Origin of the sequence: Dickeya ananatis, from assembly GCF_019464615.1 — a bacterium.
In the GTDB taxonomy this organism is placed as follows: Bacteria; Pseudomonadota; Gammaproteobacteria; order Enterobacterales; family Enterobacteriaceae; genus Dickeya; species Dickeya oryzae.
This window is the reverse complement of the sequence record NZ_CP040816.1, coordinates 3,365,322-3,390,673: the sequence shown is the minus strand read 5'-3', so window position 1 is coordinate 3,390,673 and position 25,352 is coordinate 3,365,322. Positions and strand designations below refer to the sequence as shown.

22 protein-coding genes and 1 other RNA gene are annotated in these 25,352 nt (G+C 53.1%); 15 read left to right on the top strand and 8 right to left on the bottom strand.

Annotated elements, in window-relative coordinates; genetic code table 11:
- Positions 1-145: 145 nt before the first annotated feature.
- Positions 146-509: a transfer-messenger RNA gene (ssrA, locus tag FGI04_RS15005) on the bottom strand.
- Between the two features lie 50 nt (positions 510-559).
- Positions 560-1,042, bottom strand: a complete 483-nt coding sequence (gene smpB / locus FGI04_RS15000) for an SsrA-binding protein SmpB (RefSeq protein ID WP_016942314.1) — start codon at positions 1,040-1,042, stop codon at positions 560-562.
- A gap of 155 nt (positions 1,043-1,197) precedes the next feature.
- Between smpB and FGI04_RS14995 the strand changes: the two genes are divergently transcribed.
- Both FGI04_RS14995 and FGI04_RS14990 read left to right on the top strand, forming a co-directional pair.
- The gene (locus FGI04_RS14995; RefSeq protein ID WP_016942313.1) at positions 1,198-1,632 is read left to right on the top strand and encodes a type II toxin-antitoxin system RatA family toxin; all 435 of its coding nucleotides are present in this window, start codon (positions 1,198-1,200) and stop codon (positions 1,630-1,632) included.
- Positions 1,625-1,918, top strand: a complete 294-nt coding sequence (locus FGI04_RS14990) for an RnfH family protein (protein WP_168364988.1) — start codon at positions 1,625-1,627, stop codon at positions 1,916-1,918. The genes FGI04_RS14995 and FGI04_RS14990 overlap by 8 nt, the downstream gene beginning before the upstream one ends.
- Before the next feature lie 72 nt (positions 1,919-1,990).
- Here the strand turns inward: FGI04_RS14990 and bamE are convergent, their stop codons facing one another.
- From bamE to nadK, 3 genes are all read right to left on the bottom strand, one after another.
- Positions 1,991-2,335, bottom strand: coding sequence for an outer membrane protein assembly factor BamE (gene bamE, locus FGI04_RS14985; protein ID WP_012883505.1), 345 nt, complete (start codon positions 2,333-2,335; stop codon positions 1,991-1,993).
- A gap of 111 nt (positions 2,336-2,446) precedes the next feature.
- Positions 2,447-4,108 (bottom strand): DNA repair protein RecN, encoded by a 1,662-nt coding sequence (recN, locus tag FGI04_RS14980; RefSeq protein WP_407336931.1) that lies wholly within the window; start codon positions 4,106-4,108, stop codon positions 2,447-2,449.
- 83 nt (positions 4,109-4,191) lie between these two features.
- The gene (gene nadK, locus FGI04_RS14975; RefSeq protein WP_016942310.1) at positions 4,192-5,070 is read right to left on the bottom strand and encodes an NAD(+) kinase; all 879 of its coding nucleotides are present in this window, start codon (positions 5,068-5,070) and stop codon (positions 4,192-4,194) included.
- A 150-nt stretch (positions 5,071-5,220) separates the two neighbouring features.
- On the opposite strand from nadK, the gene grpE reads away from it, so the two are divergent.
- From grpE to nudK, 3 genes are all read left to right on the top strand, one after another.
- Positions 5,221-5,808 carry a nucleotide exchange factor GrpE gene (gene grpE, locus FGI04_RS14970; RefSeq protein ID WP_342700066.1) on the top strand — a complete coding sequence of 196 codons (588 nt, stop codon included), beginning with the start codon at positions 5,221-5,223 and terminating at the stop codon, positions 5,806-5,808.
- A 325-nt stretch (positions 5,809-6,133) separates the two neighbouring features.
- The gene (locus FGI04_RS14965) at positions 6,134-7,369 is read left to right on the top strand and encodes an Nramp family divalent metal transporter (protein WP_342700065.1); all 1,236 of its coding nucleotides are present in this window, start codon (positions 6,134-6,136) and stop codon (positions 7,367-7,369) included.
- A 163-nt stretch (positions 7,370-7,532) separates the two neighbouring features.
- The gene (nudK, locus tag FGI04_RS14960) at positions 7,533-8,117 is read left to right on the top strand and encodes a GDP-mannose pyrophosphatase NudK (protein ID WP_023638983.1); all 585 of its coding nucleotides are present in this window, start codon (positions 7,533-7,535) and stop codon (positions 8,115-8,117) included.
- 69 nt (positions 8,118-8,186) lie between these two features.
- Here the strand turns inward: nudK and tal are convergent, their stop codons facing one another.
- Entirely contained in the window at positions 8,187-9,137 is a 951-nt protein-coding gene (gene tal, locus FGI04_RS14955; RefSeq protein ID WP_342700064.1) for a transaldolase, read from the bottom strand.
- Positions 9,138-9,565: 428 nt separating this feature from the next.
- Between tal and maeB the strand changes: the two genes are divergently transcribed.
- From maeB to FGI04_RS14940, 3 genes are all read left to right on the top strand, one after another.
- Positions 9,566-11,845: an NADP-dependent oxaloacetate-decarboxylating malate dehydrogenase gene (maeB, locus tag FGI04_RS14950; protein WP_012883512.1), complete on the top strand. Its 2,280-nt coding sequence runs from the start codon at positions 9,566-9,568 to the stop codon at positions 11,843-11,845.
- Between the two features lie 187 nt (positions 11,846-12,032).
- The gene (locus tag FGI04_RS14945; RefSeq protein ID WP_342700063.1) at positions 12,033-12,470 is read left to right on the top strand and encodes a hypothetical protein; all 438 of its coding nucleotides are present in this window, start codon (positions 12,033-12,035) and stop codon (positions 12,468-12,470) included.
- 26 nt (positions 12,471-12,496) lie between these two features.
- The gene (locus FGI04_RS14940) at positions 12,497-12,823 is read left to right on the top strand and encodes a hypothetical protein (protein WP_407274617.1); all 327 of its coding nucleotides are present in this window, start codon (positions 12,497-12,499) and stop codon (positions 12,821-12,823) included.
- Between the two features lie 384 nt (positions 12,824-13,207).
- On the opposite strand, the gene FGI04_RS14935 is transcribed toward FGI04_RS14940, so the two are convergent.
- Both FGI04_RS14935 and hemF read right to left on the bottom strand, forming a co-directional pair.
- Positions 13,208-13,666 (bottom strand): YaiI/YqxD family protein, encoded by a 459-nt coding sequence (locus tag FGI04_RS14935; RefSeq protein WP_342700061.1) that lies wholly within the window; start codon positions 13,664-13,666, stop codon positions 13,208-13,210.
- Positions 13,663-14,601 carry an oxygen-dependent coproporphyrinogen oxidase gene (hemF, locus tag FGI04_RS14930; RefSeq protein ID WP_407320927.1) on the bottom strand — a complete coding sequence of 313 codons (939 nt, stop codon included), beginning with the start codon at positions 14,599-14,601 and terminating at the stop codon, positions 13,663-13,665. Before hemF ends, FGI04_RS14935 begins: the two co-directional genes overlap by 4 nt.
- A 221-nt stretch (positions 14,602-14,822) precedes the next feature.
- Here hemF and FGI04_RS14925 point away from each other — a divergent pair, with 221 nt between their 5' ends.
- From FGI04_RS14925 to FGI04_RS14895, 7 genes are all read left to right on the top strand, one after another.
- Positions 14,823-15,248 carry a GNAT family acetyltransferase gene (locus FGI04_RS14925; RefSeq protein ID WP_016942301.1) on the top strand — a complete coding sequence of 142 codons (426 nt, stop codon included), beginning with the start codon at positions 14,823-14,825 and terminating at the stop codon, positions 15,246-15,248.
- A 308-nt stretch (positions 15,249-15,556) separates the two neighbouring features.
- A complete protein-coding gene (locus tag FGI04_RS14920; protein WP_407336930.1) occupies positions 15,557-16,435 on the top strand; it encodes a TonB family protein in 879 nt (292 codons plus the stop codon).
- A 41-nt stretch (positions 16,436-16,476) separates the two neighbouring features.
- Positions 16,477-19,047: a TonB-dependent receptor plug domain-containing protein gene (locus FGI04_RS14915; RefSeq protein WP_407336929.1), complete on the top strand. Its 2,571-nt coding sequence runs from the start codon at positions 16,477-16,479 to the stop codon at positions 19,045-19,047.
- A gap of 170 nt (positions 19,048-19,217) precedes the next feature.
- On the top strand, positions 19,218-21,992 hold the full coding sequence (locus FGI04_RS14910) for a M16 family metallopeptidase (protein WP_407336928.1): 2,775 nt from the start codon (positions 19,218-19,220) through the stop codon (positions 21,990-21,992).
- Positions 21,989-23,650, top strand: coding sequence for an ABC transporter ATP-binding protein/permease (locus FGI04_RS14905; RefSeq protein ID WP_342700056.1), 1,662 nt, complete (start codon positions 21,989-21,991; stop codon positions 23,648-23,650). The genes FGI04_RS14910 and FGI04_RS14905 overlap by 4 nt, the downstream gene beginning before the upstream one ends.
- 224 nt (positions 23,651-23,874) lie before the next feature.
- Positions 23,875-24,465 (top strand): RpoE-regulated lipoprotein, encoded by a 591-nt coding sequence (locus tag FGI04_RS14900; RefSeq protein WP_407336927.1) that lies wholly within the window; start codon positions 23,875-23,877, stop codon positions 24,463-24,465.
- A 232-nt stretch (positions 24,466-24,697) separates the two neighbouring features.
- Positions 24,698-25,054 (top strand): Aca2/YdiL-like domain-containing protein, encoded by a 357-nt coding sequence (locus tag FGI04_RS14895; protein ID WP_342700054.1) that lies wholly within the window; start codon positions 24,698-24,700, stop codon positions 25,052-25,054.
- Positions 25,055-25,352 lie beyond the last annotated feature (298 nt).

The following is a 25,352-nucleotide window of genomic DNA, read 5'->3' as shown; positions in this document are numbered from 1 at the left end:
TAAACATGACCCTGACCCGAATCTGATCCACCCATGATCAGTAATTCTCACTAGACGACAAAGGCACAAAAAAGCCCGCAGAGCTTACGCTAGCGGGCTTTCAGGACTTCATCGGATGACTCTGGTAATCACCGATGGAGAATTTTGGTGGAGCTGGGGGGAGTTGAACCCCCGTCCGAAATTCCTACACCGTCGGTACTACATGCTTAGTCTGGTCTTTACATTCGCTTGCCAGCTGCGGACAGACACGCCACTAACAAACTAGCCTGATTGGATTTAACGCTTCAACCCCAGGCAGGGCATCCACGCGATCTCTTTTAGGTTTGACCTCTCTTGATCCCCGTCCTAAGAGCGGAGGCTAGGGAGAGAGGGCTGTAAGCAGGTTATTAAGCTGCTACGGCGTAAGTTTCGTCGTTTGCGACTATTTTTTTGCGGCTTTTTACGAGGCCAACCGCCCCTCGGCATGCACCTTGGGTTTCGCGAATCCCGTCGAATCCAGAATCAGCCCCAAGATATTTCACTATTATAACAGAAAGATGGGTAGCGACGCTAGCAGCCGTTAACGGGCCGCGTTTTTCATGATGCGGGCTTTATCCAGCTTCCATTCGCGCTCTTTGATGTCGTCGCGCTTGTCGTGCTCTTTCTTACCTTTGGCAACGCCAATCTTGACCTTGCACCAGGCGTTTTTCCAGTACAGTGACAGCGCGACTACCGTGTAACCTTCGCGGTTGACGCGACCGTAGAGCGAATCCAGCTCGCGCTGGTTTAGCAGCAGCTTGCGGGTTCGGGTCGGGTCACACACCACATGGCTGGAAGCGCCGTGCAGCGGGGTGAAAGTGGCACCAAACAGGTACGCTTCGCCATCACGCATCAGCACGTAGCTGTCGCTGATATTGGCTTTACCTGCGCGCAGTGATTTGACTTCCCATCCCTGAAGAGCCAGGCCCGCTTCAATCTCTTCTTCTATGAAGTATTCATGGCGGGCGCGCTTGTTAAGCGCAATGGTGGCAGAACCGGGTTTATGTGCTTTTTTCTTTGTCATAGTGCCGTCATTATACTGGTTGTCGTCGTGAATGAAATCCCCAGCCGGGATTCATCCCGTTCTTTATGAACAGGTGCGATGTTCCTCGCAGAATGGTTGTCTGGCTGCTCATCGGTGGTATGATTTTGCGCGTTTTATGAATCACGGAAAATTGTATGCCTAAAATCAGCCGGTCTGCGCTGGTCCCATTCAGTGCCGAGCAGATGTATAAATTAGTGAATGATGTCTCTTCTTACCCTGCCTTTCTGCCTGGGTGCACCGGTAGCCGCGTGCTGTCTTCTTCCGAAAGTGAAATGACGGCTGCGGTTGATGTGTCAAAAGCCGGCATCAGCAAGACATTTACCACCCGCAATACGCTTATCGATAATCAATGCATTTTGATGCAACTGGTGGATGGTCCGTTCCGTCAACTTAGTGGCGACTGGCGCTTTACGCCATTGAGTGATGATGCCTGTAAGGTGGAGCTGAATCTGGATTTTGAATTCAAGAATGCATTGATTGAGCTGGCATTTGGCAAAATTTTCAAAGAGCTGGCTAACAGTATGGTGCAGGCATTTACCCTGCGAGCCAAAGAGGTTTACTGTGCCTGATATCCATGTTGAGGTGGTCTACGCCTTGCCGGAGCGTCAGTACTTGCGGCCGTTAACGCTGGAAGCGGGGAGTACCGCGGAACAGGCTATTCAGGCATCCGGTTTGCTGGCGTTGCGCCCGGATATCGATCTTAGCGTCAATAAAATCGGTATTTTTAGCCGCCCGGCGAAGCTAAGCGACGTGCTCAGTGATGGCGACCGAGTAGAGATCTACCGGCCATTGCTGGCTGACCCGAAAGAATTACGCCGTCAGCGCGCAGAGCGTTCAAAAAATAAGGCACGGTAACGTGCCTTATTTTTTGTGCCGGTCAGCGAAGGACTACTTCCAATGAAGGGCTACTTCGCCAGACCTGCTCACTTACTGCGCCTGTAACGTGGGTTTGTTATCCACATTCGTCAGCACACCCTGACTGTTGAAGGTCAACGTCAGCGTTTGCTGTTTCACGGCTTCATGCCCTGGCTGCTGACGGAAGACGTAGTACCAAGTGTCTGATCCAAACGGATCCTGCAGCATTGGGGTGCCCAACGTATAGATGACCTGCTGTTTGGTCATTCCATTATGAATTTTGGCAACGTCAGCGGGGGCCAGATAGTTCCCCTGATTGATGTCAGGCCGATAGACGACACGCTCCAGTGTGGAACAACCAGCAGTCAACATAACAACAACCACCGCAGCGACGACAGTCAGCGTTTTACAGCGCATAGTGATTACATTCCTTAAGGGCATAGGTTGCAGATGATAATAGACCTTGCCTGACTTGAAAACCTGCAAGACGTCTGTAAGACCGCGGGAATTCGAAAAAGTTGATCCTCACTAGGCTGCAAGTAATTCTCTGGCGTTTGCCAGCGTGTTTTTGGTGACGGCCGAACCGCCGAGCAAACGCGCCAGTTCCTGCAGCCGTTCGCGTTTACCCAGTGGCTGCATCAGGGTTTCTGTTGCTTCACCGTCGGTATGTTTGCTGACAAAGTAGTGGTGATGGCCACAACCAGCCACTTGTGGAAGGTGGGTCACACACATGACCTGGGTTGATTGCCCAAGCTGGCGTAGCATTTTACCGACGATAGCCGCCGTCGGGCCGCTGATGCCCACATCCACTTCATCAAAAATCAGCGCCGGTGTATCCATTCTGCGGGCGGTGATCACCTGAATAATAAGTGCGATACGCGACAGTTCACCGCCAGACGCCACTTTGGCCAGCGGCTGATGTGGCTGGCCGGGGTTGGTGGTGACACAGAACTCGATGTGATCAGCACCGGTGGCGGTCAGCGAATCTGGGGTGAAGGTGACGTCGATGGTGAAATGGCCGTGCGGCATAGCCAGTTCATGCATATTGGTGGTAATCAATTGTGCCAGTTCACTGGCGTGCTGGCTGCGCCGGATGTGCAACTGCTCCGCCACATGCAGGGCCTGTTGATGGTACTCCTGCACGGCACGGTTCAGGGCGTCGTGGTCACTTTCCTGCTGTTCCAGCAGTTGTTGTTCCTGCAACAGCTGTTGGTGGTACGCAGGCAATTCTTCCGGCGTGACGTGGTGTTTACGTGCCAGCGTTAACTGGCGCGACAGACGCTGTTCCAGCTCGTAGAGCCGGATAGGGTCCAGGTCCATGCGGTCACAATAATGGCGTAACTCATCGCTGGCTTCGCTAATCTGAATGCTGGCTTCTTCCAGCATGGAAAACACCCCAGAGAGCGTCTCATCCATGCTGATCAGCTCCGATAGCTGATGTTTGGCACTGTGCAACATGCCAAGTACGTTCTGCTCTTCACCTTCGCTGAGTATTTGCAGCGTCTGCCGACTGAGTGACATCAGTTGCCCGCTGTTGGCAAGCCGCTTGTATTCGACATCGATCTGCTCGTATTCACCCGGTTGAGGGGCAAATTCATTGAGCTCCTTGAGCTGGTACTGCAACAATTCCCGGCGTGCTTCCCGCTCGATGGTGGCCTGCTGATGTTGCGCCAGTTCACGACAGCTCTGGTGCCATTGCTGCCACATCTGGCGCATGGCACCAAGCAGTTGTGATTCATCGGCGTAGGCATCCAACAGATGGCGTTGATGTTCCGGCTTGAGCAGCAACTGGTGCGCGTGCTGGCCGTGGAGCTGAATCAGGTGCTGGCCCAGTTCGCGTAACTGCGACAACGGCACCGCGGTACCATTGATAAAGGCGCGAGAGCGGCCGTCGGCACTAATGACGCGGCGCAACAGACATTCGTTGTTGTCATCAAGCTGATTGTGTTCCAGCCAGCGTAACGCGGCGGGGGTATCCGTCAGTGAGAAGCGGGCGCAGATGTCAGCGCGAGTGGCACCGGGGCGCACCATGCTGGCATCAGAGCGGTTGCCGAGACACAGGCCGAGAGCATCAATAGCAATGGATTTTCCCGCCCCGGTTTCACCGGTAATGACGCTCATCCCTGCCTGAAAATCAATTTCCAGTTCGCGCACAATGGCGAAATTACTGATTGTGAGTTGCGCCAGCATGATAGTGTCCTGTATGTAACAACAACTGTTATTACATACAGTATAGACTGGTTTTTTGTACAGTAAAGAGGCAATCGCCACTTTCAGAATAATTTTTTAGACCAACCGAGCTTGCTGCTTAATGTGTTGAAATAGCTGTAGTTTTCCGGGTGGATCAAATTCAGGTGATACTGGCTGCGCTGGATGACGACCTCTTCACCTTCCTGAACTGGCAGAGCAATTTGGCTGTCGCAACTGATTTCCAGATCCTGGGTAATGTGGGAAAACTTCAGCCGAATGGCACTGCTGCTGTTGATCACCAGCGGCCTTGCCGACAGGGTGTGTGGGAACATCGGCACCAGCGCTATCGCATCCAGTGATGGGGTCAGAATGGGGCCGCCGCCGGATAACGAATACGCCGTGGAGCCGGTGGGGGTTGAAATAATCAAGCCATCGGAACGTTGGGAAAAGGCGAACTTGTCGTCAATATAGACTTCAAATTCAATCATGTGCGCCACTTTGCCTGGGTGCAGTACCACTTCATTGATGGCGGTGCTACTGCTGTTGGGGTGATTTGCGCGGCACACCTGTGCTTCCAGCATGAAACGCTGTTCGCGGATGTAACGCCCGGCGAGTACCTCGCTGAGTTGCTGCTGGGTGTGGTCCGGGTCGAGGTCGGTGAGAAAACCGAGATTGCCACGGTTGACGCCAATGACGTTGATATCGTAGCGCGACAGCACCCGCGCCGCGCCCAGCATGTTGCCGTCACCGCCGACCACCACCGCCAGATCAGCCTGCTGACCAATTTCCGACAGGCTGCCGGTGGCGGCCTCCGTCAACTGTAATTCGCGGGCGATCTGTTGTTCGAGCACGACCTTGTATCCTTGCGCGCGCAACCAGTGATACAGCATTTCATGGGTGGTCAATGCATGTGGGTGACGTGGATGACCTACAATACCAATGCAGTTAAACGCTCTGTTCATTTGGGTGGTTTGTCCTCATAGGCGCACCGGCAGCTCACGGTTTTCGGACCGGTAATCAGACCAATATGTGAGTGGTTCCCTTGAAACCCCGGTTTTGATCCCCATAATAAGCGAACTAGCGAGATGAATGCGAAAAACGCGGAGAATTTCATGAGTAGTAAAGAACAGAAGTCGCCTGACGAGCAAGTCTTGGATCAAAAGGAAGCAGCGCAAGGTCAGCAAGCGGATGCCGTGCCAGAGACGACAGATGTCGCTGACCCGCGTGAAGAGCGTATCGCCGAACTGGAAGCGCAACTCAATGAGTTGCAGCAACGTGAACGTGAAACCGCATTACGCGCCCGCGCCGAAATGGAGAATGTCCGTCGTCGTGCCGAACTGGACGTAGAAAAAGCGCATAAATTCGCTCTGGAGAAGTTTGCCGGAGAAATGCTGCCAGTGATTGATAACCTGGAGCGTGCGCTGGAAATGGCGGATAAGTCGAACGAAGCGCTGTCTGGCATGATTGAAGGGGTTGAACTGACGCTAAAAGCGATGCTTTCTGCGGTGAGCAAGTTCGGCATCGAGGTCGTGGCCGAGGTGAACGTGCCGTTTAATCCGGACGTACACCAGGCGATGACTCTGCTCGAATCTGCCGAACATGAACCAAACCATGTGATGATGGTGATGCAAAAAGGCTATACCCTGAACGGTCGTTTGTTGCGTCCGGCGATGGTCGCCGTGTCTAAAGCAAAAGAGTAACGTCTGTTCGTGCTCCGGGAAGCGGCCAACGGCGTCTTCCCGGGGTTTCTGTGTTACGGTTTCTTCCCTCGTTTTCCTTCCCGTTTTTCTCCCCACTTTCCCCCGTGCCATGTTGTGAAACAAATTCGTTAGTCCGTTATTCATTGTTCGTTTTTGTGTTTATATTTTGTTAATCTTTATGTGTTAAAACCGGTGTCACTTGCCGGGTAGATGCATCATTATCATTACCTATCAGAGCAATCATTTCTTTCATTCTAAATGCACTTGATAATCATTATCAACTTTGCGAAAGTAGCAAAACAATAGCATTAGAAGGGTTACTCATATGCCGGGGAGTCGTGTAGTGGAATCAGTCAGCCGAACGTCAAGAAAGCTCAAACTTTCGCTGATGGGGCCGGCCTTTATCGCGGCGATCGGTTATATCGATCCCGGTAATTTCGCCACCAATATTCAGTCAGGGGCTGCCTACGGGTACCAGCTGTTGTGGGTGGTGGTATGGGCTAACCTGATGGCGATGTTAATCCAGTTGCTTTCTGCCAAACTGGGGATCGCGACCGGCAAGAATCTGGCGGAGCATATCCGCGATCGTTTTCCTAAACCTGTGGTCTGGGCGTACTGGATACAAGCCGAGATCATCGCGATGGCGACGGATCTCGCCGAGTTTATCGGTGCGGCTATCGGCTTCAAGTTGCTGCTTGGTGTGTCGTTGCTGGAAGGCGCTATCCTGACCGGGATTGCCACCTTTCTGATTCTGATGTTGCAAAAACGCGGGCAGAAGCCGCTGGAGATGGTGATCGGCGGGTTACTGATGTTTGTCGCAGCGGCCTACATCGTTGAATTGATCTTCTCTCGTCCTGAACTGGCATCGCTGGCAAAAGGCATGGTGGTGCCAAGTTTGCCGAATTCCGATGCGGTATTACTGGCGGCTGGTGTGCTGGGTGCCACTATCATGCCGCACGTTATCTACCTGCATTCATCGCTGACGCAGCAGCAAAGTCATATCACCCGTGCTGAGCGTTATGCAGCGACCAAGGTGGATGTCGCGGTAGCGATGACTATCGCCGGGTTTGTCAATCTGGCCATGATGGCGACAGCGGCGGCGGCGTTTCACTTTAGCGGTAACACCTCGATTGCAGAGCTGGATCAGGCGTATCTGACGCTCAAACCCCTGTTAGGGCAGGCGGCAGCAACCATTTTTGGCCTGAGTCTGGTGGTGGCTGGTCTGTCTTCTACTGTGGTGGGAACCCTGGCCGGTCAGGTGGTGATGCAAGGCTTTGTGCGTTTTCATATCCCATTGTGGATTCGCCGTGTGGTGACCATGCTGCCGTCCTTTGTCGTGATTCTGTGCGGTATGGATCCGACCCGGGTGCTGGTATTAAGTCAGGTGTTGTTGAGCTTCGGTATTGCTCTGGCGCTGATCCCACTGTTGGTGTTTACCGGTAACCGCGATTTGATGGGAAACCTGGTCAACAGTCGCCGGGTGCAGAATACGGGGAAGGTGATCGTGTGTATGGTGGTTGCGCTCAACCTGTATCTGGTTCTGGATACGTTACTGGGATAATGCACGCCGGTTCTTCATTCATTGCGTCTTCCATTGCGCCTCCGTGTGTCGGAGGCGTTTTGTTTTTATGTGTCTGACTTTTTGCTTTCACCGGATGATCACGTGCAATTGGGTGATGCCCGGCCTATTATCTGAAGCTGATTTTTGATACCGAGATACCATTATGTCCGCGCCGATTACTATCGTTGAGAAGAAGCTGCTATCCGACCACTGGTTCGTCTTGCATAAATACGTATTTGATTTGAAGAGAAAAAACGGTGGTACGGTGCGTCAGATGCGGGAAGTGTACGACCGTGGTAATGGCGCGACTATTTTGCTGTATAACCGGGCCAAAGGCACAGTTGTGCTGACCCGCCAGTTCCGGATGCCGACCTATCTGAATGGCAATGAAAGCGGGATGTTGCTGGAGGCCTGCGCTGGCCTGCTGGACGATCAATCGCCGGAGCAGTGCATCCGTAATGAGGCTATCGAAGAAACCGGCTACCGGATAGGTCAGGTGGAAAAGCTGTTTGAAGCCTATATGTCTCCGGGTGGTGTCACCGAGCTGCTGCACTTCTTTGCGGCGGAATACGACGATACGCAAAAACGGACTTCCGGCGGTGGTGTGGAAGACGAAGATATCGAAGTGCTGGAGTTGCCATTCAGTGAAGCGATGGCGATGGTCAAAGATGGCCGTATTAAGGATGGCAAAACCATCATGTTGTTGCAGCACGCACAGATTAACGGCTGGTTCGCCAACGCCCGTTAACCGTAGGGAAGGGGCAATCTTGCTATCCGGGGCCGACAGGCCCCGTTGTCGTTTGGTGATTCCGCGGGCTTATAGCTGGGCGGCTAACAGATCTTCCAGTTTCTGCTGGTCTGCGGCAAACAGACGAATACCCTCAGAGAGTTTCTCCACCGCCATAGGATCCTGATTGTGCTGCCAGCGGAATTCGGTTTCCGACAGTGGTGCTGGCTGATGGAAGCCTTCGGTTGACGGACTGAGTCGGCGCTCTACCGGTGCGGTGCTGTTTTTCAACTGTTCCAGCAACGCCGGGGCGATGGTCAGACGGTCGCATCCGGCCAATGCCAGGATTTGTTCCACCTTGCGGAAACTGGCCCCCATCACGATAGTGCGGTAGCGGTGCTGTTTGTAGTACTCGTAAATACGTCGTACGGACAGTACGCCGGGGTCCTGTTCGGCGTTGTAGTCGGCGGAAGGTTGTCGGGCCAGATACCAATCATAAATACGACCGACAAACGGCGAAATCAGATAGACACCCGCCTCGGCACACGCGCGAGCCTGGGCAAATGAGAACAGCAGCGTCAGGTTGCAGTTTATCCCTTCTTTTTCCAGCTCTTCGGCTGCGCAGATCCCTTCCCAGGTGGCGGCCAGCTTAATCAGAATACGCGAACGATGTACGTCCTTTTCCTCATACATCGCTATCAGTTTGCGGGCTTTCGCCACACACATGCCGCGATCAAACGACAAGCGGGCATCGACTTCGGTGGAGACTCGCCCAGGAATGCTATTGAGAATTTCCGTCCCGATGTTGACCGCCAGGCGGTCGCTGGCGTTGATGAGTTGTGTTTCTTTCGAGCCGCCTTGCTGGCGGGCATACGCCAGTGCATCGGCAAATAGCGATTGATACGCGGGCAGACTGGCGGCTTTCAGAATGAGTGAGGGGTTAGTGGTAGCGTCCTGCGGTGAAAAGTGGCGAATCGATTCGATATCGCCGCTGTCTGCCACTACCACAGTGAATTGTTTCAATGCGTCTAGCTGGTTCATGGCTTGGCTCCCTGAAGATAAATTTGGCGGAATCACACTGCAGGATTCTGTGGTGGAATGACATGCGTTTTTTCTGATTGCGCAGCCATCGGCAGAGCTGACCCCGTCATGCCGTAACACTGGCTAAGCATAGCTAATCTATACGCCATCTGCCGTCAGGTTGGATAAATTGAGGGGTGAGTGGCGTTTTTTCTGGCATTTTCTGCTTTTTTTGCCCAGTGCATCACGCGGGGTTATCGCGGATATGCGTGTTGTCGCAGGCTGTGGGGGCATATGGCGCTGAGTGATATTCACTCTCATTAATTAACTATATTAAGCGGTATTCCGGCGAGGATTTTGTAATGCTTCATGGTTTCGCAAATGACAGACACGATAGACTGGGTAGCCCACTACCCTACAAACAAAGCAAGAAGACAAGGTAATTAGCTATGGATGAACAACTCAAGCAAAGCGCACTGGACTTCCATCAATATCCGGTGCCGGGAAAAATCCAGGTCTCCCCGACGAAGCCGCTGGCAACCCAGCGCGACCTGGCGCTGGCCTACTCACCTGGCGTTGCCGCGCCTTGTCTGGAAATTGCGCAAGACCCACTGGCCGCTTACAAATACACTGCTCGCGGTAATCTGGTGGCGGTGATCTCCAACGGTACCGCCGTGCTGGGACTGGGGAATATCGGCGCACTGGCCGGTAAACCGGTGATGGAAGGTAAAGGGGTACTGTTCAAGAAGTTCTCCGGCGTCGATGTATTTGATATCGAAGTGGATGAGCAGGATCCTGACAAGCTGATCGATGTGATCGCCGCACTGGAGCCGACTTTCGGTGGTATCAACTTGGAAGACATCAAGGCCCCGGAATGCTTCTATATCGAGCAGAAGCTGCGCGAGCGCATGAAGATTCCGGTATTCCACGACGACCAACACGGCACCGCTATCATTTGTACTGCAGCGGTACTGAACGGGTTGCGCGTGGTAGAAAAACAGATTGCCGATGTCCGGCTGGTGGTTTCCGGTGCGGGTGCGGCATCGATTGCCTGCCTCAACCTGCTGGTGGCATTGGGTCTGAAGCGCGAAAACATCGTGGTGTGTGATTCCCGCGGTGTTATCTACAAGGGCCGTGAAGCCAATATGGCGGAAACCAAAGCAGCCTATGCGATTGACGACAATGGCAGCCGGTCACTGGCGGATGTTATCCCGAACGCGGATATTTTCCTCGGTTGTTCTGGCCCGGGCGTGCTGACTCAGGACATGGTAAAAACCATGGCACCGCGCCCGCTGATCATGGCGCTGGCGAATCCGGAACCGGAAATTCTGCCGCCGCTGGTAAAAGAAGTGCGTCCAGACGCTATCGTCTGTACAGGCCGTTCTGACTACCCGAATCAGGTTAACAACGTACTGTGCTTCCCGTTTATTTTCCGTGGCGCGCTGGACGTTGGGGCGACCACCATCAATGAAGAGATGAAGCTGGCCTGCGTGCATGCCATTGCAGACCTGGCGCTGGCGGAGCAGAGCGATGTGGTTGCGTCTGCCTATGGCGATCAGGATCTCTCTTTCGGGCCGGAATATCTGATCCCGAAACCGTTTGATCCGCGCCTTATCATCAAGATTGCACCGGCGGTAGCGAAAGCAGCGATGGACTCCGGCGTGGCGACCCGCCCGATTGAAAACTTCGATGATTACATCGAGAAGCTGACGCAGTTCGTCTACAAAACCAACCTGTTCATGAAGCCTGTCTTCGCTCAGGCCCGTACCCAGCCAAAACGTGTGGTACTGGCGGAAGGGGAAGACCCGCGTGTGCTGCATGCGACGCAGGAACTGGTGTCGCTGGGGCTGGCATTCCCGGTACTGATCGGCCGGCCTGGTGTTATTGAAAAACGTATTCAGAAACTGGGCTTGCAGATAGCCATTGGTAAAGACTTCGAAGTGGTCAATAACGAGTCCGACCCACGTTTCAAAGCCTATTGGACTGAATACTTCGAGATGATGAAGCGCCGTGGTGTGTCGCAGGAACAGGCGCAGCGTGATATGCGCGCTAACCCGACGCTGATTGGCTCTATCATGGTCCATCGCGGTGAAGCGGATGCGATGATCTGCGGGACGGTCGGTAATTACGAAGAGCATTTCGGTGTGGTAGAGAAGGTGTTCGGCTACCGTGACGGTGTGCATGTGGCTGGCGCGATGAATGCGTTGCTGTTGCCGAGCGGTAACACCTTTATCGCCGATACCTACGTCAACCCGGATCCGACACCAGAACAGCTGGCGGAAATTACGCTGATGGCCGCCGACACGGTACGCCGTTTTGGTATTGAGCCTAAAGTGGCCTTGCTGTCGCATTCCAGCTTCGGCACCTCTGATTCGCCGACGGCGAAGAAAATGCGTGCGACGCTGGAACTGGTGAACAAGATGGCGCCGGAGTTGCAGATCGATGGTGAAATGCACGGCGATGCTGCGCTGGTGGAAGCCATTCGTCGTGAACAGATGCCGAATAGCCCGCTGAAAGGGGCGGCTAACATTCTGATCATGCCGAACATGGAAGCTGCGCGTATCAGCTATAACCTGCTGCGTGTTTCTTCTTCCGAAGGTGTGACCGTCGGGCCGGTACTGATGGGTGTGGCGAAACCGGTACATATCCTGACGCCGATCGCCTCTGTTCGTCGTATCGTCAATATGGTCGCACTGGCTGTTGTGGAAGCACAGACTGCACCGCTGTAATCCTGTATGGTTGTTAAGGGAAGGATAAATTTTATGCGAAAATTTGCCTTCCCGATATTCACCGATATACTTAAATTAATTGGCAGGGAAAACCCTGCCAATTAGCCTTTTTACGTTTTATTAAATTATTTATTTGAATTTTTCTCTGCCTTTATATGTCATCTTAATTATTCTCTTGGGGGTTATTATGCCAGCTGTATCAGTTGCATATTGGTGTAAAAAATTTACATGGGGAATATTGATTTGCTTTCTACTTAGCGGATGTGAAACTATTTCTCCATTTAATCAACGAGCTTATGAGCAGTCTGTAAATATAAAGGTTGAAGCACTAACTTTAATGGATAAAGCGGTTGAGCCATTTGACAGTAATAAAGAGGATGTTAAGCTACTTAAACTAAATATTGAAAAGGCCTATGAATACTCAAAAGGGTTACCTGATAATCAGATAGTATCTAAACAATGGGCGATTATCAAAGATCCAAATCGTAATTCTTTGGGGGGGTTCCTTAAGTTCTGGGAGTCCCGAAAAATATTGTCTGCTACCTTCATCAATGAAGCCAAAGGCATAGTATCTGACGGGCTTGATACAGTTATTGAACTGGAAAGTGGTAAGCGTAAACCGTAAACCGAAGATAATTGGAGGTAGTGATTATGTCTAAATTCGATGAATTTATTAATGTTTTGGGGAGTGAGTTGATTAATTATGCTAAGGACAGTTGGCAGGAATATGAGAGTCAGGCAGTAAATGATGGTAATGATTTTTTTGATAAGTTAAAGGCAGACCTGATGACTTGGTCGCAGCAAGTAAGTGATGGGAAACTATCAGAAGATGAACTAAGGTGGCTTGTTAAAGGGAAAATGGATTTGGCGCAGTTGAAGGCTCTTAAGCAGGCTGGGCTTGCGCAAATTGGTTGTGATAAATTTATAAATGGATTGATTAGTATCGTTGTGTCTACTTTATTTAAGGTGTTCTTGTGAAAGCAATTAATTCACTCGACCTTTTATAAGTCGCGAAAACTACTGTTTTCGAAATTCATCATATATACCCGTCATACTTCAAGTTGCAGGTGTGTTGGCGGTGTTACTCGGCCCATCAATGAGTCTCGCCCTTTAGGCCGCTGCAAGCAGCCTTCAAATCGGCGTATGCCGATTTGTCGCTTATCAGAATCACTTACCTGAGCAAGCTCATCGGGATGAAATGAGAGACATCCTGTCTCTCACCAGTGGTCAGCCGTTGGCTGGTCAAATTCGTTCCCAACGAATTTGTCACTCACTTGCCGCGTGACAAGGCTCTCATGAGCCTTGCCCTGAAGGGCCAACGCAACTCGAATTGTTTAGGGTATACATCAGTATATTATTATCTTATTGAATCTTTTTCTTTTGGCGTAACCACTTCTCCAGTTCGTTGGCAAACTGTTGGCGGTCACGCTGGTTTAATGCCGCCGGGCCGCCGGTCTGTACGCCGCTGGCGCGCAGCGTATCCATGAAGTCCCGCATGGTCAGCCGCTCGCGGATGGTATCCGCGGTGTAGCGTTCACCACGTGGATTGAGGGCGATAGCCTGCTTTGCCAGCACTTCGGCGGCAAGCGGAATATCGGCGGTGATCACCAGATCGCCAGGCTGAACACGACGCACGATTTCGTTATCCGCGACATCAAACCCTGCGGCCACGCGCAGGCTGTGGATGTGTGGTGAAGGCGGCGTTCTGAGTGGCTGGTTGGCCACCAGTGTCAGCCGGGTCGAGGTACGATCGGCTGCACGGTATAACACCTCTTTAATGACGTTAGGGCACGCGTCGGCATCGACCCAGATGGCACTCATCCGTGTGACTCCGGCGATGTTGCGACACTAAGCCAGTCGCGAGCGGGCAAAAAGTCCCGGTACAGCGAAGCTTCCGGGCTGTCTGGCTCGGGTTGGTACTGGTATTCCCAGCGCACCAACGGCGGCATCGACATCAGAATGGATTCGGTACGGCCGCCACTTTGCAGGCCGAACAAGGTACCCCGGTCCCATACCAGATTAAATTCCACATAGCGGCCCCGGCGGTAGATCTGGAACTGACGCTCCCGCTCGCCCCACGGTATATCTTTGCGGCGATTGACGATAGGCAGATAGGCGTGCTGGAACCCTTCGCCGACTGCGCGCATGAAAGCAAAGCTGGTGTCGAAATCCGGCGTGTTGAGGTCATCAAAGAACAGGCCGCCGATGCCACGCGCTTCGTTACGGTGTTTGAGGAAAAAGTAATCATCGCACCATTTCTTGTAGCGCGGGTAAACGTCATCGCCAAATGGCTGGCACAGGTCAAATGCGGTCTGATGCCAGTGGACGGCGTCTTCTTCGAAACCGTAGAACGGAGTGAGATCAAACCCGCCGCCAAACCACCATACAGCCGGTTCACCCGGTTTTTCGGCGATGAAAAAGCGGACATTGGCGTGGCTGGTCGGCACATAGGGGTTAAGCGGGTGGATGACCAGCGATACGCCCATCGCCTGGAAACTGCGTCCTGCCAGCTCGGGACGATGGGTGCTGGCAGAGGGCGGCAGCGATGCACCCGATACGTGAGAGAAGTTCACGCCAGCTTGTTCAAATACGCGCCCCTGACGCAGAACACGGCTACGCCCACCGCCGCCGGAGGCATGCTGCCAGGCGTCTTCCATAAAGCTGGCGGTGCCGTCCGTCAGTTCCAGTTGTCGGCACAGGGTGTCTTGCAAACCGAGCAGAAAATGCTTGATAGCGTTGGTGTCCGGTGAACTCATAATGTCCCTTATCATGATAGTGAAAGGCAGTGAGGGCGGATTTCCTGCCCAAGCTGATTCTGGCCTTAGTATATCGGACTTCGCAACGTCGCCCATTACCGAAAATGTCGCTGGTGTGAATTATCAGCCTGTGGTTGAAAAGTGTATGACGGAGATATTGCGTCTGCGATGAATCGCGGGATAATCAGGAATAACCGATTGACTCTAGATGGCGAGCAGCAATGGAAATCCGCATATTCAGGCAAGATGACTTTGAAGAAGTGATCACCCTTTGGGAGCGTTGTGATTTGCTGCGTCCCTGGAACGATCCGGAAATGGATATTGAGCGTAAGCTCAACCATGACCCCGACCTGTTTCTGGTGGCGGAAGTGGGCGGTGAGGTCGTGGGTTCCGTGATGGGCGGCTACGACGGGCATCGCGGTTCAGCCTACTATCTGGGGGTGCATCCTGATTACCGTGGCCGTGGTATCGCCAATGCGTTGATCAGCCGTTTGGAGAAAAAACTGATCGCACGCGGTTGCCCGAAGATTCACCTGATGGTGCGCCAGAACAACACGGCCGTCATCAGCATGTATGAAAAGATGAATTACGACCTGGTCGATAGCATTACGCTGGGTAAGCGTTTGATTGAAGATCAGGAGTATTAAATTCCGCTGGTACATCGTCGGCTGATAACGAAGAGGCGATGCCAGCGCGTCTCAGCCACATTCCTTTCTCCTTCCTTTCTGTAGGCGCGCTTGCGCCACGTTCTTTTGCCGCCGTTTCCACGTTCTGCCAGCCCGGGATCGTCATCCCCGTTGTAAATATTTATTGATAATGAATATCATTTGTAAAATAATTACCATTATCAATAAATATTTACATTTGTGTGGGCCGATTGGGGAGTTCAGGGTGGCATACCGCTGCTCTGTTCATGGCTCGATGACTATTTTTATAAATAAAACATGGTATTACTTTGAAAGTTACGCATTCTTTTCTGCTGTCTGTCGCGGTACACCTGTCGGTTCTCTGGGCCCTGTTGTGGGGCGTGGTGTCTCGTGAACAGGTTGTGCTGCAGGCTGGGCGTGTCGGGGAAAGTGCGGCAAGTATGCATGTCACGTCATTTTCGCCTCATTCGGTGCGGCTGTTTTCTTCACACCCTGAACCTTCCCCGAGTGTCGAGCCGGTTACCGTTCCTGAAACACCTACCGTGCCAGAAAAAAACGCTATTGCCGCTGCGTCGGCGGTGCCGGTCAATGAACGCGCGGTAGTGCGTATGGTGTCGGCTGAGACTGCGGCGAAAACGCGCCCACAAAAACCACCGGAAAAACCACGGGAGACACCGCGTACGCCGGTTGATGCCACACCGGTGCGGGCGAGTGAAAAAACTGATGTCCGAAACATGCCGATGGCGGTGCGCAGTGATAACCGGGATACGCCGGTGAAGGCTGAAGCACCGTTTGCCGGGCAGGGCGATCGCGCTACCGCGCCGGTGTCCGCCAGTGCGTCAGCCGATGGTCAGGCTGCGCCGCAAGGCGAAAGTACTCAAGGGCAGGCCAGTCGTGGCGCAGGAAGTAGTCAAAACGACGTGCTCAAGGCGTTGCAGCGTCGGGTGAGCTACCCGGTTCGGGCACGTTCAATGGGGGTGGAGGGTCAGGTGCGATTGCGCTTTGACGTGACGCCCAGCGGCACGGTGACCAACATTCGGGTGCTATCAGAAAACCCCGACGGCATGTTCAGCAGCGACGTTATCAAAGATATGGCGCGCTGGCGTTATCAGGCGGGCTCACCCGCCATCGATCAGACCGTGTCAGTCATTTTTCGATTGAGTGGTCATATCGAACTTCAAAATTGATCGTTTTTTTTCAATATCATCAGGGTACAGGAAATACTGACATGAATAAGCATCTCTATTTGATGATGATACTGGGCGTATCATCAACGGTGACGGCTGCCGAACAGACAACGCAGGCGGAAAATACCGCTACGGATAAACCGGCGACGGCAGAAAAAAAACCAGCCGAGGAAGATACGATTCTGGTGCGTTCCACGCCCACCAGCCAGAGTATGGGAACGCAAATTATTAATAGCGAACAGATTCAGCGTCGGCCGACGCGTAACGGTAGCGTTACTGAATTACTGCGTTCCAACCCAAACGTACGGTTTTCAAATGGTCTTGATAGTAGTACGACGCCAGGTGAATTGGCGCCGGAAAATGTGTCTTTCCATGGCGAAAAGTTTTACCAGAATAACTACATGATCGATGGGTTATCCAATAATAATGTGATTAACCCAGGAGCCAATAATGGTCAATTGACTAATACACCTGATGGTTATTCGCCAACGGATTTGCCTGCTGGTGGCGCGCAATCCTTCTGGGTTAACTCGGAATTGATCGAGCAGTTACAGGTATTCGACAGTAATATCTCTGCAAAATATGGTGATTTTACCGGCGGTGTGGTCGATGCTAAATTAAAAGACCCGAAACTGGATCGCGCTTCCGGCAAAATTTCTTATCGCACCACTCGCGACAGTTGGGCCCGCTATCACATTGACGACGATATTGAAGGTGACTTTTATTCCGCCAGTCAGCTCTATTATCAGCCGAAATTCCGCAAGCATTTTTATTCGGCCACCTTTAATCAGCCATTAAGCGATAAAGCCGGATTTATTTTTGCCTATAACCGTCAGCAGTCGACCATTCCTTTTTACAACAGTGTGATGGATGAATGGGTCAAACAGACTCGTGAGGCGGAAACCTATTTGCTTAAAGGCACTTATCTGGCAGATAACGGCGATGTTTTTCGCCTTACCGGGATGTACGCGCCGCATGAGTCCGGCTATTACAAGAAAGACATTAAAAACGGCGGTTATACCAATACCGGCGGCGGCTATCGCGGCAATATCGAATGGGAACACAACGCCGACTGGGGAAAAGTCAGCAGCCTTGCTGGGTATCAGTCTGAAGAAAACCGTATTGAACACGAAGCGGATACTTACCAGTCCTGGTATCGCTATAACCGGACATCCCGGTTTGTATCCAACGTTGTGGATTGGGGCACTGGTGTGGCGGGAAATACCTCGCAGTTATCCGGGATCGGTGGTTATGGCAAGTATGCCACCGAGAAACGCACCTTCACTTTCAAACAGGATTACGAGCTAAACCCACTGGCTTTATGGGGAACCAGCCATCAGTGGGATATGGGCTGGCAGGTTGATTCTTATCACGCCCAATACCGCCGTTTTAGCGATGTGTATACCAGCCGCAGCACGCCAACCATCAGTACCAGCGTTGTGTGTCAGACTGGCGATGCGTTTTGTATCAACCGTGAACAGTATTTCCGCAGCCGCACGCTGTATCCAGCGCGTCAGGTTGAAGGGAACTACGTTAATTATGCACTGTATTTGCAAGATAGCGTCAGCTACAAGAACCTGGAGGTGACGCCGGGCGTGCGCCTGCAGTATGACGACTACCTGAAAAATCTCAATGTCGCCCCGCGTCTGGCGGCCTCTTACGATGTGTTTGGCGATCGTGCTACCCGTGTTTTTGGCGGTGCCAACCGCTACTACGCCCAGAATATGCTGGCGTACAAACTGCGTTCCGGAATCAACGAGTCGGTGGTGCAGAATCGAACCAACGCCAACAGCGCCTGGACTAACAGCACAACCAGCTATGGCACATATGACTACGATATTTCCGACCTGAAAACGCCGTACAGCGATGAGTTGTCGCTGGGGCTGTCGCAACGGGTATATGACACCGTCTGGACGCTGAAGTGGGTGAATCGCCAGGGGCGTGACCAGTTTGGCCGCAGCAGTCAAACCGATAGCAGCGGTCAACGCTATTACTACCTGACCAACGATGCTCGCACTGAAGGCAATACCGTGTCGCTGACAGTAGAACCGATCAGCCCGTATAAACTGAAATACGCTGACATTCGCTGGGGACTGAGCGCCAGCATGGCGGATAACAAGACCAGCTCACAGATTTATTACGACCAGAGCAACATGGACGACAGCAAGGTGATCTTTAAAGGACGCCTGACCGATCGCCGTGACATGGATGCACTGGACTACAACACGCCGTGGTCGGTTGCGCTGAACATCAATACCTATTTCCCGGCCATGCGCCTGAACTGGGATCATAACCTGACCTATACCTCGGGCTACAAGGGCTACCGCACCACCAGCGTAACCTGCTCTGGCAACACCAGTCGTGTCAGTGCCTGTGGCGATTACAGCGGTAGCGCCACGTTGTATACCGAGCACAAATATCAGGATTACCTCTCTTATGACTGGCGTTTCAATTACTCGCTGCCGACCTACAAAAACCAGTCGCTGGACCTGACGCTGGATGTGATCAACGTGTTCGACAACGTGATCGCCACCTCGCAGGAGTCTACCGGCAATACGGTGACCTACAAGTTGGGACGCCAGTTCTGGCTGGGTGTTGCGTACAACTGGTAATGGCTTGCCGCCGGGCATAGTGCTTTCCCCGGCGGTAATACCATTCTCTGTCAGTAACACGATTACCTGGCAATAACATAATTTCCCGGCAGTAACACGATTACCTGGCAATAACATAATGGTTTATCGAACTATTTTGTCTGTTTCATATATCCATGATTGAGTAATTGATGAAAAAAATGACATCACGCTGGATTGGCATTATCGGCTTGTGGCTGTTCAGCACGCTGGCATCAGCGCAAACCGTTACCAGCCCGTTACCGGTGATCACCGAAGGGCAACTGGCTAATGGCTTGCGTTACACCCTGGTGCCGTTAGCCGGTCAACAACAACGGCTGGATATCCGGCTGCTGGTCGAGTCGGGGTCGTTGGATGAGCAGGATGGTGAATCCGGCGTCGCGCATATGGTTGAACACATGGTGTTTCGCGCGACACAGGATTATCCGGCCGGACTGGCACAAACGCTGGGGCAACAGGGTTGGATCCGTGGGCAGAACTACAATGCCATGACCAACTACGAGCGCACGATGTACATGTTGAGTCCGCCGACGGGGAAAGCCTCGCTGACGCTGGCGTTGAACGTGTTGGCGCAGATAGCCAGACAAGCGCGTTTCGAACCGGAGGACTGGCAGCGCGAACGTCAGGTGATTCTGGAGGAGTGGCGCGGCAAGCTCGGGGTCGCAGAGCGCATGAATCAGCAGCGGGTCGCTGCTATCAGGCATGGTTCTCGTTATCCCGAGCGACCGGTTATCGGTACTGAAGCTTCCATTCAGAACACGCCGGTGACGGTGCTGCGCCGTTTTTATGACCGCTGGTATCACCCCCGTAATATGCGCCTGATCGTGATAGGCGACCTGCAGCCCGAGCAGGTAAAACAGGCGATTTCACAGGTGATGGGGAGTCTGCCGGACACGCCGATCCCATCGCGGCCGTCGTATGAGCCGACGTTGCGCCCGCAACTGCATGTGGCGCGCTTGCAAGACAGTCAGAGCAGCGTTAGCCAGGTGTCATTCGTGTTCCGTTTTGATGACGCTGCGGCCAAAGCGGCAGGGGAAGAGGGGATGCGCAGTCGTCTGATTAACCAGATAACGCTGGATGCCCTGAGCAGGCAGGTGCAGCGTCAGCCGCTCTCTTCGTCTTCGGCAGTCAGCAGTCTGGTGGTGCGCAAGTCAGATATCGGCACGACCACGGTAGCGCTGGGGCTGTTTGCTTCGGTGCTGCCACAAGGGCATCAGCAAGGGATTAACGCCGTGCTGCAAGAAATTACCCGCTTGCAGCGTTATCCGCTTTACGAGCCGGATATCACCGCAATCAAGGACGAGTTGCGTCAATCAGCAGCGAAAATGGCGGCGACCCCGGAGCAGCGCGAGTTCTCCGATTGGGTACAGCAACTGGTGGTGCCCTGGCAGCAAGATCGTCCTTACATCGGTAAGCAACTGTTGGGGCAACAGGCGCTGGCGGTACTGAAAACCATCACAGCCGATGATATTAACGCCTGCCTGCAACGCTGGTTGTCGTCGCCAGATCAATTGGTTCAGTTCAGTGTTCCCGGCAGCCTGCCGTTCACGCCGCCTTCAGCAGCAGCGATTGAGCAACTGCGTCAGTCGGTCGCGCAACGTGAGCTGGCACCGTTACAACTGCCAATGAAGCGGGTTGCGCCCGTACTGCCGACGATCGAAGGCCGTGGCGAGGTTGCCGGTGTCCGTCTCTTCCCGGAGCAGAAGGTGGAAGAGTGGCAACTGGCGAATGGTGATCGTCTGGTGTGGCTACGCACGCCTCAGGCGGGCAAAACAGTATCACTGACCATGCTATCGTCTGCTGGTTTTATGGCTCCGGGGCGTGAACCGTGGCTGTCTCAGCTTGCTGCCCAGTTGATCAGCCAAAGCGGGCCTGCGGGATGGAAAGGCCGTGATTTGAACGACTGGAAAAAAGCACGAAAACTCTCCCTCAGTCTGGATTATCAACCAGATGAACTGCGCTGGAGCGGGAGTACGAGCCCCGATAAGCTGGAGGCGTTGCTGCATCTGTATCACGTGATGAACCGCTCGGCGGATATCGACGAAAGTGATCTGCGCGAGAGTCTGGCGACACTGAAACGTCAGCAGATTACCCGCGAGCAGAGTATTAGCGCCCAGCGGGAGCGGGAGAGTGCCGAATTGCAGTTTGGCAAAGCCGGTCTGCCTTTCCCGACACCCGCACAACTGGATGCCGTGACTGGTAAACAACTGGCGCAACAGTGGCGGCAGACGGTGGCGGCACCGGTAACCTATTACCTGCTGGCGGACTTACCGGCAGAGCAATTGCGCCCACTGGTGGAGCGCTATCTGGCGTCACTGCCTCGTCAGGCCATTGGGGAAAGTCCGCAACATCTGGCGCAGGACGGGAAGCGTGAGCGTATTTCCGCCATCAATCTGGAGCCGAGAGCTGATGTCTATCTGTGGAGTTTTTCACCACAAAACTGGACGCCGCAGCAGGCGGTACAAGTGAATATCGCCGCCCGGCTGGCGGCGCGTTATCTCAAGGCCAGCCTGCGGGATGAGGCGCAGGGCGTGTACAACCTGAAGATGGAAAGCCGCCTGAATGATAAGAGCCAGCGCATTGAAACTGTGCTGCGTTTCACCGCCTCGCCGCAACGGGCGCAGGCGTTGAGGCATAACGCCCAGCAGGTGCTGGAAACATTAGCGACGCGCATCACGCCGCAGGATGTCGAACAGGAGCGCAAACAGTTTATTCACAGCGAACGTGCCCGTCAGGAAGACATCACCACCCTGATGTCCCGGTTGATACTGAGTTACCGCAATTATCACGACCCCCGCTATCTGACCCAACTCGATAGCCTGGCACCGGCGATCACCGTTGATGCGGTGCGCGACGCGGCGTCCCGGTTGTGGCATCCGCAAAATCAGGTGCTGTACATCACACTGCCGCAGGAGAAAAAATCGTGAGCACATTTCTGCAGGCGTTTGCCCTGTTATGCCGTCCATTCTGGCTTGACCGGCGTTACTGGCAATGTTGGTTGTTGCTGGTCACGATCGTGGCGATGGGCGGCAGCATTGTGTACCTCAACGTCCGTATCAATGACTGGAGCAAGACCTTTTATGATGCGTTGGGAGCATTCGATAGCAGTCTGCTTTACCGTCTTATCAAAGAATATTGCCTCTATATCCTGATTTATATCGGTATCTTCGTGTATCAGGAGTGGCTGACCAAACTGTTAATCATTCGCTGGCGTGAACAGATGACGGCAGCGTTTATCGACAGCTGGCTGGCAAAACGCGCGTTTTATCGCCTGTCGCTAAGCGGTAAGGTGGATAACCCGGATCAGCGTATCGCGCAGGATGTCGACCTGTTCGTCACCCAAACGGTACGCCTGTCCGTGTCGTTTATCATCACTTTCGCCCAATTGTGCTCGTTTCTGGTGATCCTGTGGGACCTGTCCGGCGTGCAGCAGTTTACGTTGTGGGGGCACAGCGTCACGGTCAGCGGCTATCTGGTGTGGGTCGCGGTGCTCTACACCCTGCTGGGAAGCCTGATTACCCAGTGGATTGGCAAGCGGCTGCACGGTATCAATTACCATAAGCAGCAGGCGGAGGCCGATTTTCGTGCCTCACTGCTGCGTAAGCACGACAGCGCAGAGCAGATTGCGCTGTACGGTGGCGAGCGGCAGGAAAAACGTCAACTCGGCAGCTATTTTGCTTCGATTGTCGGCAATTGGCGCGCATTGATGAACGCCGAGCGTAATCTGGGTCTGTTCACCGTCGGCTATACCCGTGTCAGCCTGATCGTACCGGTATTCGCCGCGTTGCCTGCATTCCTCAGTAAGACGGTGACGTTGGGTGGCCTGATGCAGATCCGCAGCGCGTTCGGTCAGGTGCATGGCGCACTGAGCTGGTTTATTCGGGTGTACTACTCACTGGTAGAACTGTCTGCCAGCATGACGCGTCTGGATCAGTTTCGGCGGGAAATCGACGCGCATCAGGATACAGCGATGCCGTTGGTTCAAGGGGATCAACTGCATGTGGAACGGCTCAGTTTCTCCACACCACAGGGACAGCTGCTGCTGCGCCACGTGACCTTCCAGTGCGTACCCGGCAGTTGGAACTGCCTTTCCGGTCACAGTGGATTAGGAAAATCGACGCTGTTGCGTACACTGGCCGGATTGTGGCCCTATTACGAGGGGGCCTGGCAAGTGGGACGCGGTACACCGCTGTTGTTGCCGCAGCAGAGCTATCTGGGGCAGGGGACATTAGCGGAGGTGATGTGTTATCCGCACGCGCCGCTGGATGATGACGCTACGCTGCGTCAGGTACTGGACCAGGTTGGTCTCGGTGACTGGGGGGAGCGGTTACAGCAGCAGATGAACTGGGATCGGGTCTTCTCCGGTGGTGAGCGCCAACGACTGGCGCTGGCACGGGCGCTGATCAATCGCCCGGATCACCTGTATTTGGACGAAGCCACCAGCCATCTCGATCTGCATGCTGCCCGACACTTGCTGGGGGTCATCCGTCAGGCATTGCCGGATTGCACCGTCATTGCGGTTACTCACCAACAGGAACTGGCCGATTTGTTCCACTACCACATTGATCTGGCAGCGTTTCGCTGATCGTTCTCCCACTGGTCGGTGGCGTTTTTATCTGATGACGGCTTTATCAGGTTGAAATGGTCCCCGGCCAGCCTGAACAATGGTAATCTTGGCGCCATTGTGCGCGCCGTGAATAAACCAGCGCGAATATTTACGGCACTTTTTGCCGGGGGCGGACTCCAACAGCCAGCACTATCTGGGCTGACGACTGTGAGTCGGCACCGTTTTATGTTGAGGAGTCGAGTGTGACAAAAGTGCGTCCGTTGTTTCTGGCTTTCCCGCTGTTGCTGGCAGGGTGCAGCACCCTGTCCGGTTTTTCCTGGTCCAGTCTGTCGCCGTTCAACTGGTTTGGTCACCGCTTGACGGTGTCAGACGCGGGCGTGGGTGACATTAATGCCGCTACTCCTATGTTGGAGTCTGCTCTGGATAAGGCGTTGGATGGCGACTATCGCCTGCGTGGCGGTATGGAAACTCGTAACGGCAAACTGGTTTCTCTCTATGAAGCGCTTAAGGATGACAGCGTCAGACTGGAAATCAGCGGTGCGCCAAAAGGCCAGGTAAAGCAAGTGACCGTGATGGATAAGGCTATCGCCAGCGAGTGGGGCGTGAAAATCGGTGATGAGTTCAGCTCACTGTACAGCAAAGCGTTTGGCGTTTGTCAGCCGGGACAAGGCGCGGATGCTCGCAGTGTAGAGTGTGTGGCACCGCAGGGTAAACACGTGAGTTACCTGTTTTCTGGCGACTGGAATGGCCCTGAAGGGTTGATGCCGTCTGACGATATTCTTAAAACCTGGAAAGTCACGAAGATTGTCTGGCATGCGCAGGGCCGGGAATAAGGTATCCGCGAGCTTTATGACGGTATGAGCCGGAGCAATATTGTTCCGGCTTATATCTCGATTCGTTATTTTAGACCTCACTATCTTGCACAACACTTTCCTGTCTCTTGAAATATGACGAGAGATAGCCGCACTATTTTATTCAGGATAGTGTGATAATGATCATACCGCCTAAAGAATGAAGGTGATATTTAATTCCTCTCTCACCCTGGTAATTTCGGAGTCATGCATCATGAATCATCTTGAACTACTGGCAATGCGCCAGCTTTTTCTATTGAGTGTGGATGAGGCTGCGTACTATATTGCTAACGATGGGAATAACGAAAAGTGGGTCATGTGGGAACGGGGAGAACAGGAAATACCTGTATTGATTGTTGAGCAGTTTGAATCAATGAATCAGGAGAGAAGGCGGAGAATTAGCGCAATAATTGAAAAGATAAATAACCGTATTGGCAATAACACCATGCGTTCCTTTACCGATTTTAATGATTTCCTTTCTGTTTATCCTGATGGCGACTTTCTGGAGTGGAAAGTGTATCAATCCGTCGCCAATGAGCTTTATTCGCGTGATCTGGAGCGATTGTGTTAATGGCTAACACCTATGTCGATACTGCCAGACATAGCGCCATTGCGCGCTAGATACGGGCGTAGCACGGGTGCCTGGAGGTGAAGGCATTGGTAGAGCATCGGTGTAGTTCGGTATAGAGCGGTGTAATTCGGTGTAGTTCTGTGTAGCCTGATATAATCTGGTGTGGTCAGCCTGTGTTGGTCAGACATCAGGCTTTGTCTCGTGAATGGAATCTGGCCATCAGAAAAATATGTAAACCATTATTATGAAGAAAGGCTGATTGGCAAGAGAAACGGGTATTCCCCCATTTTTTATAAGA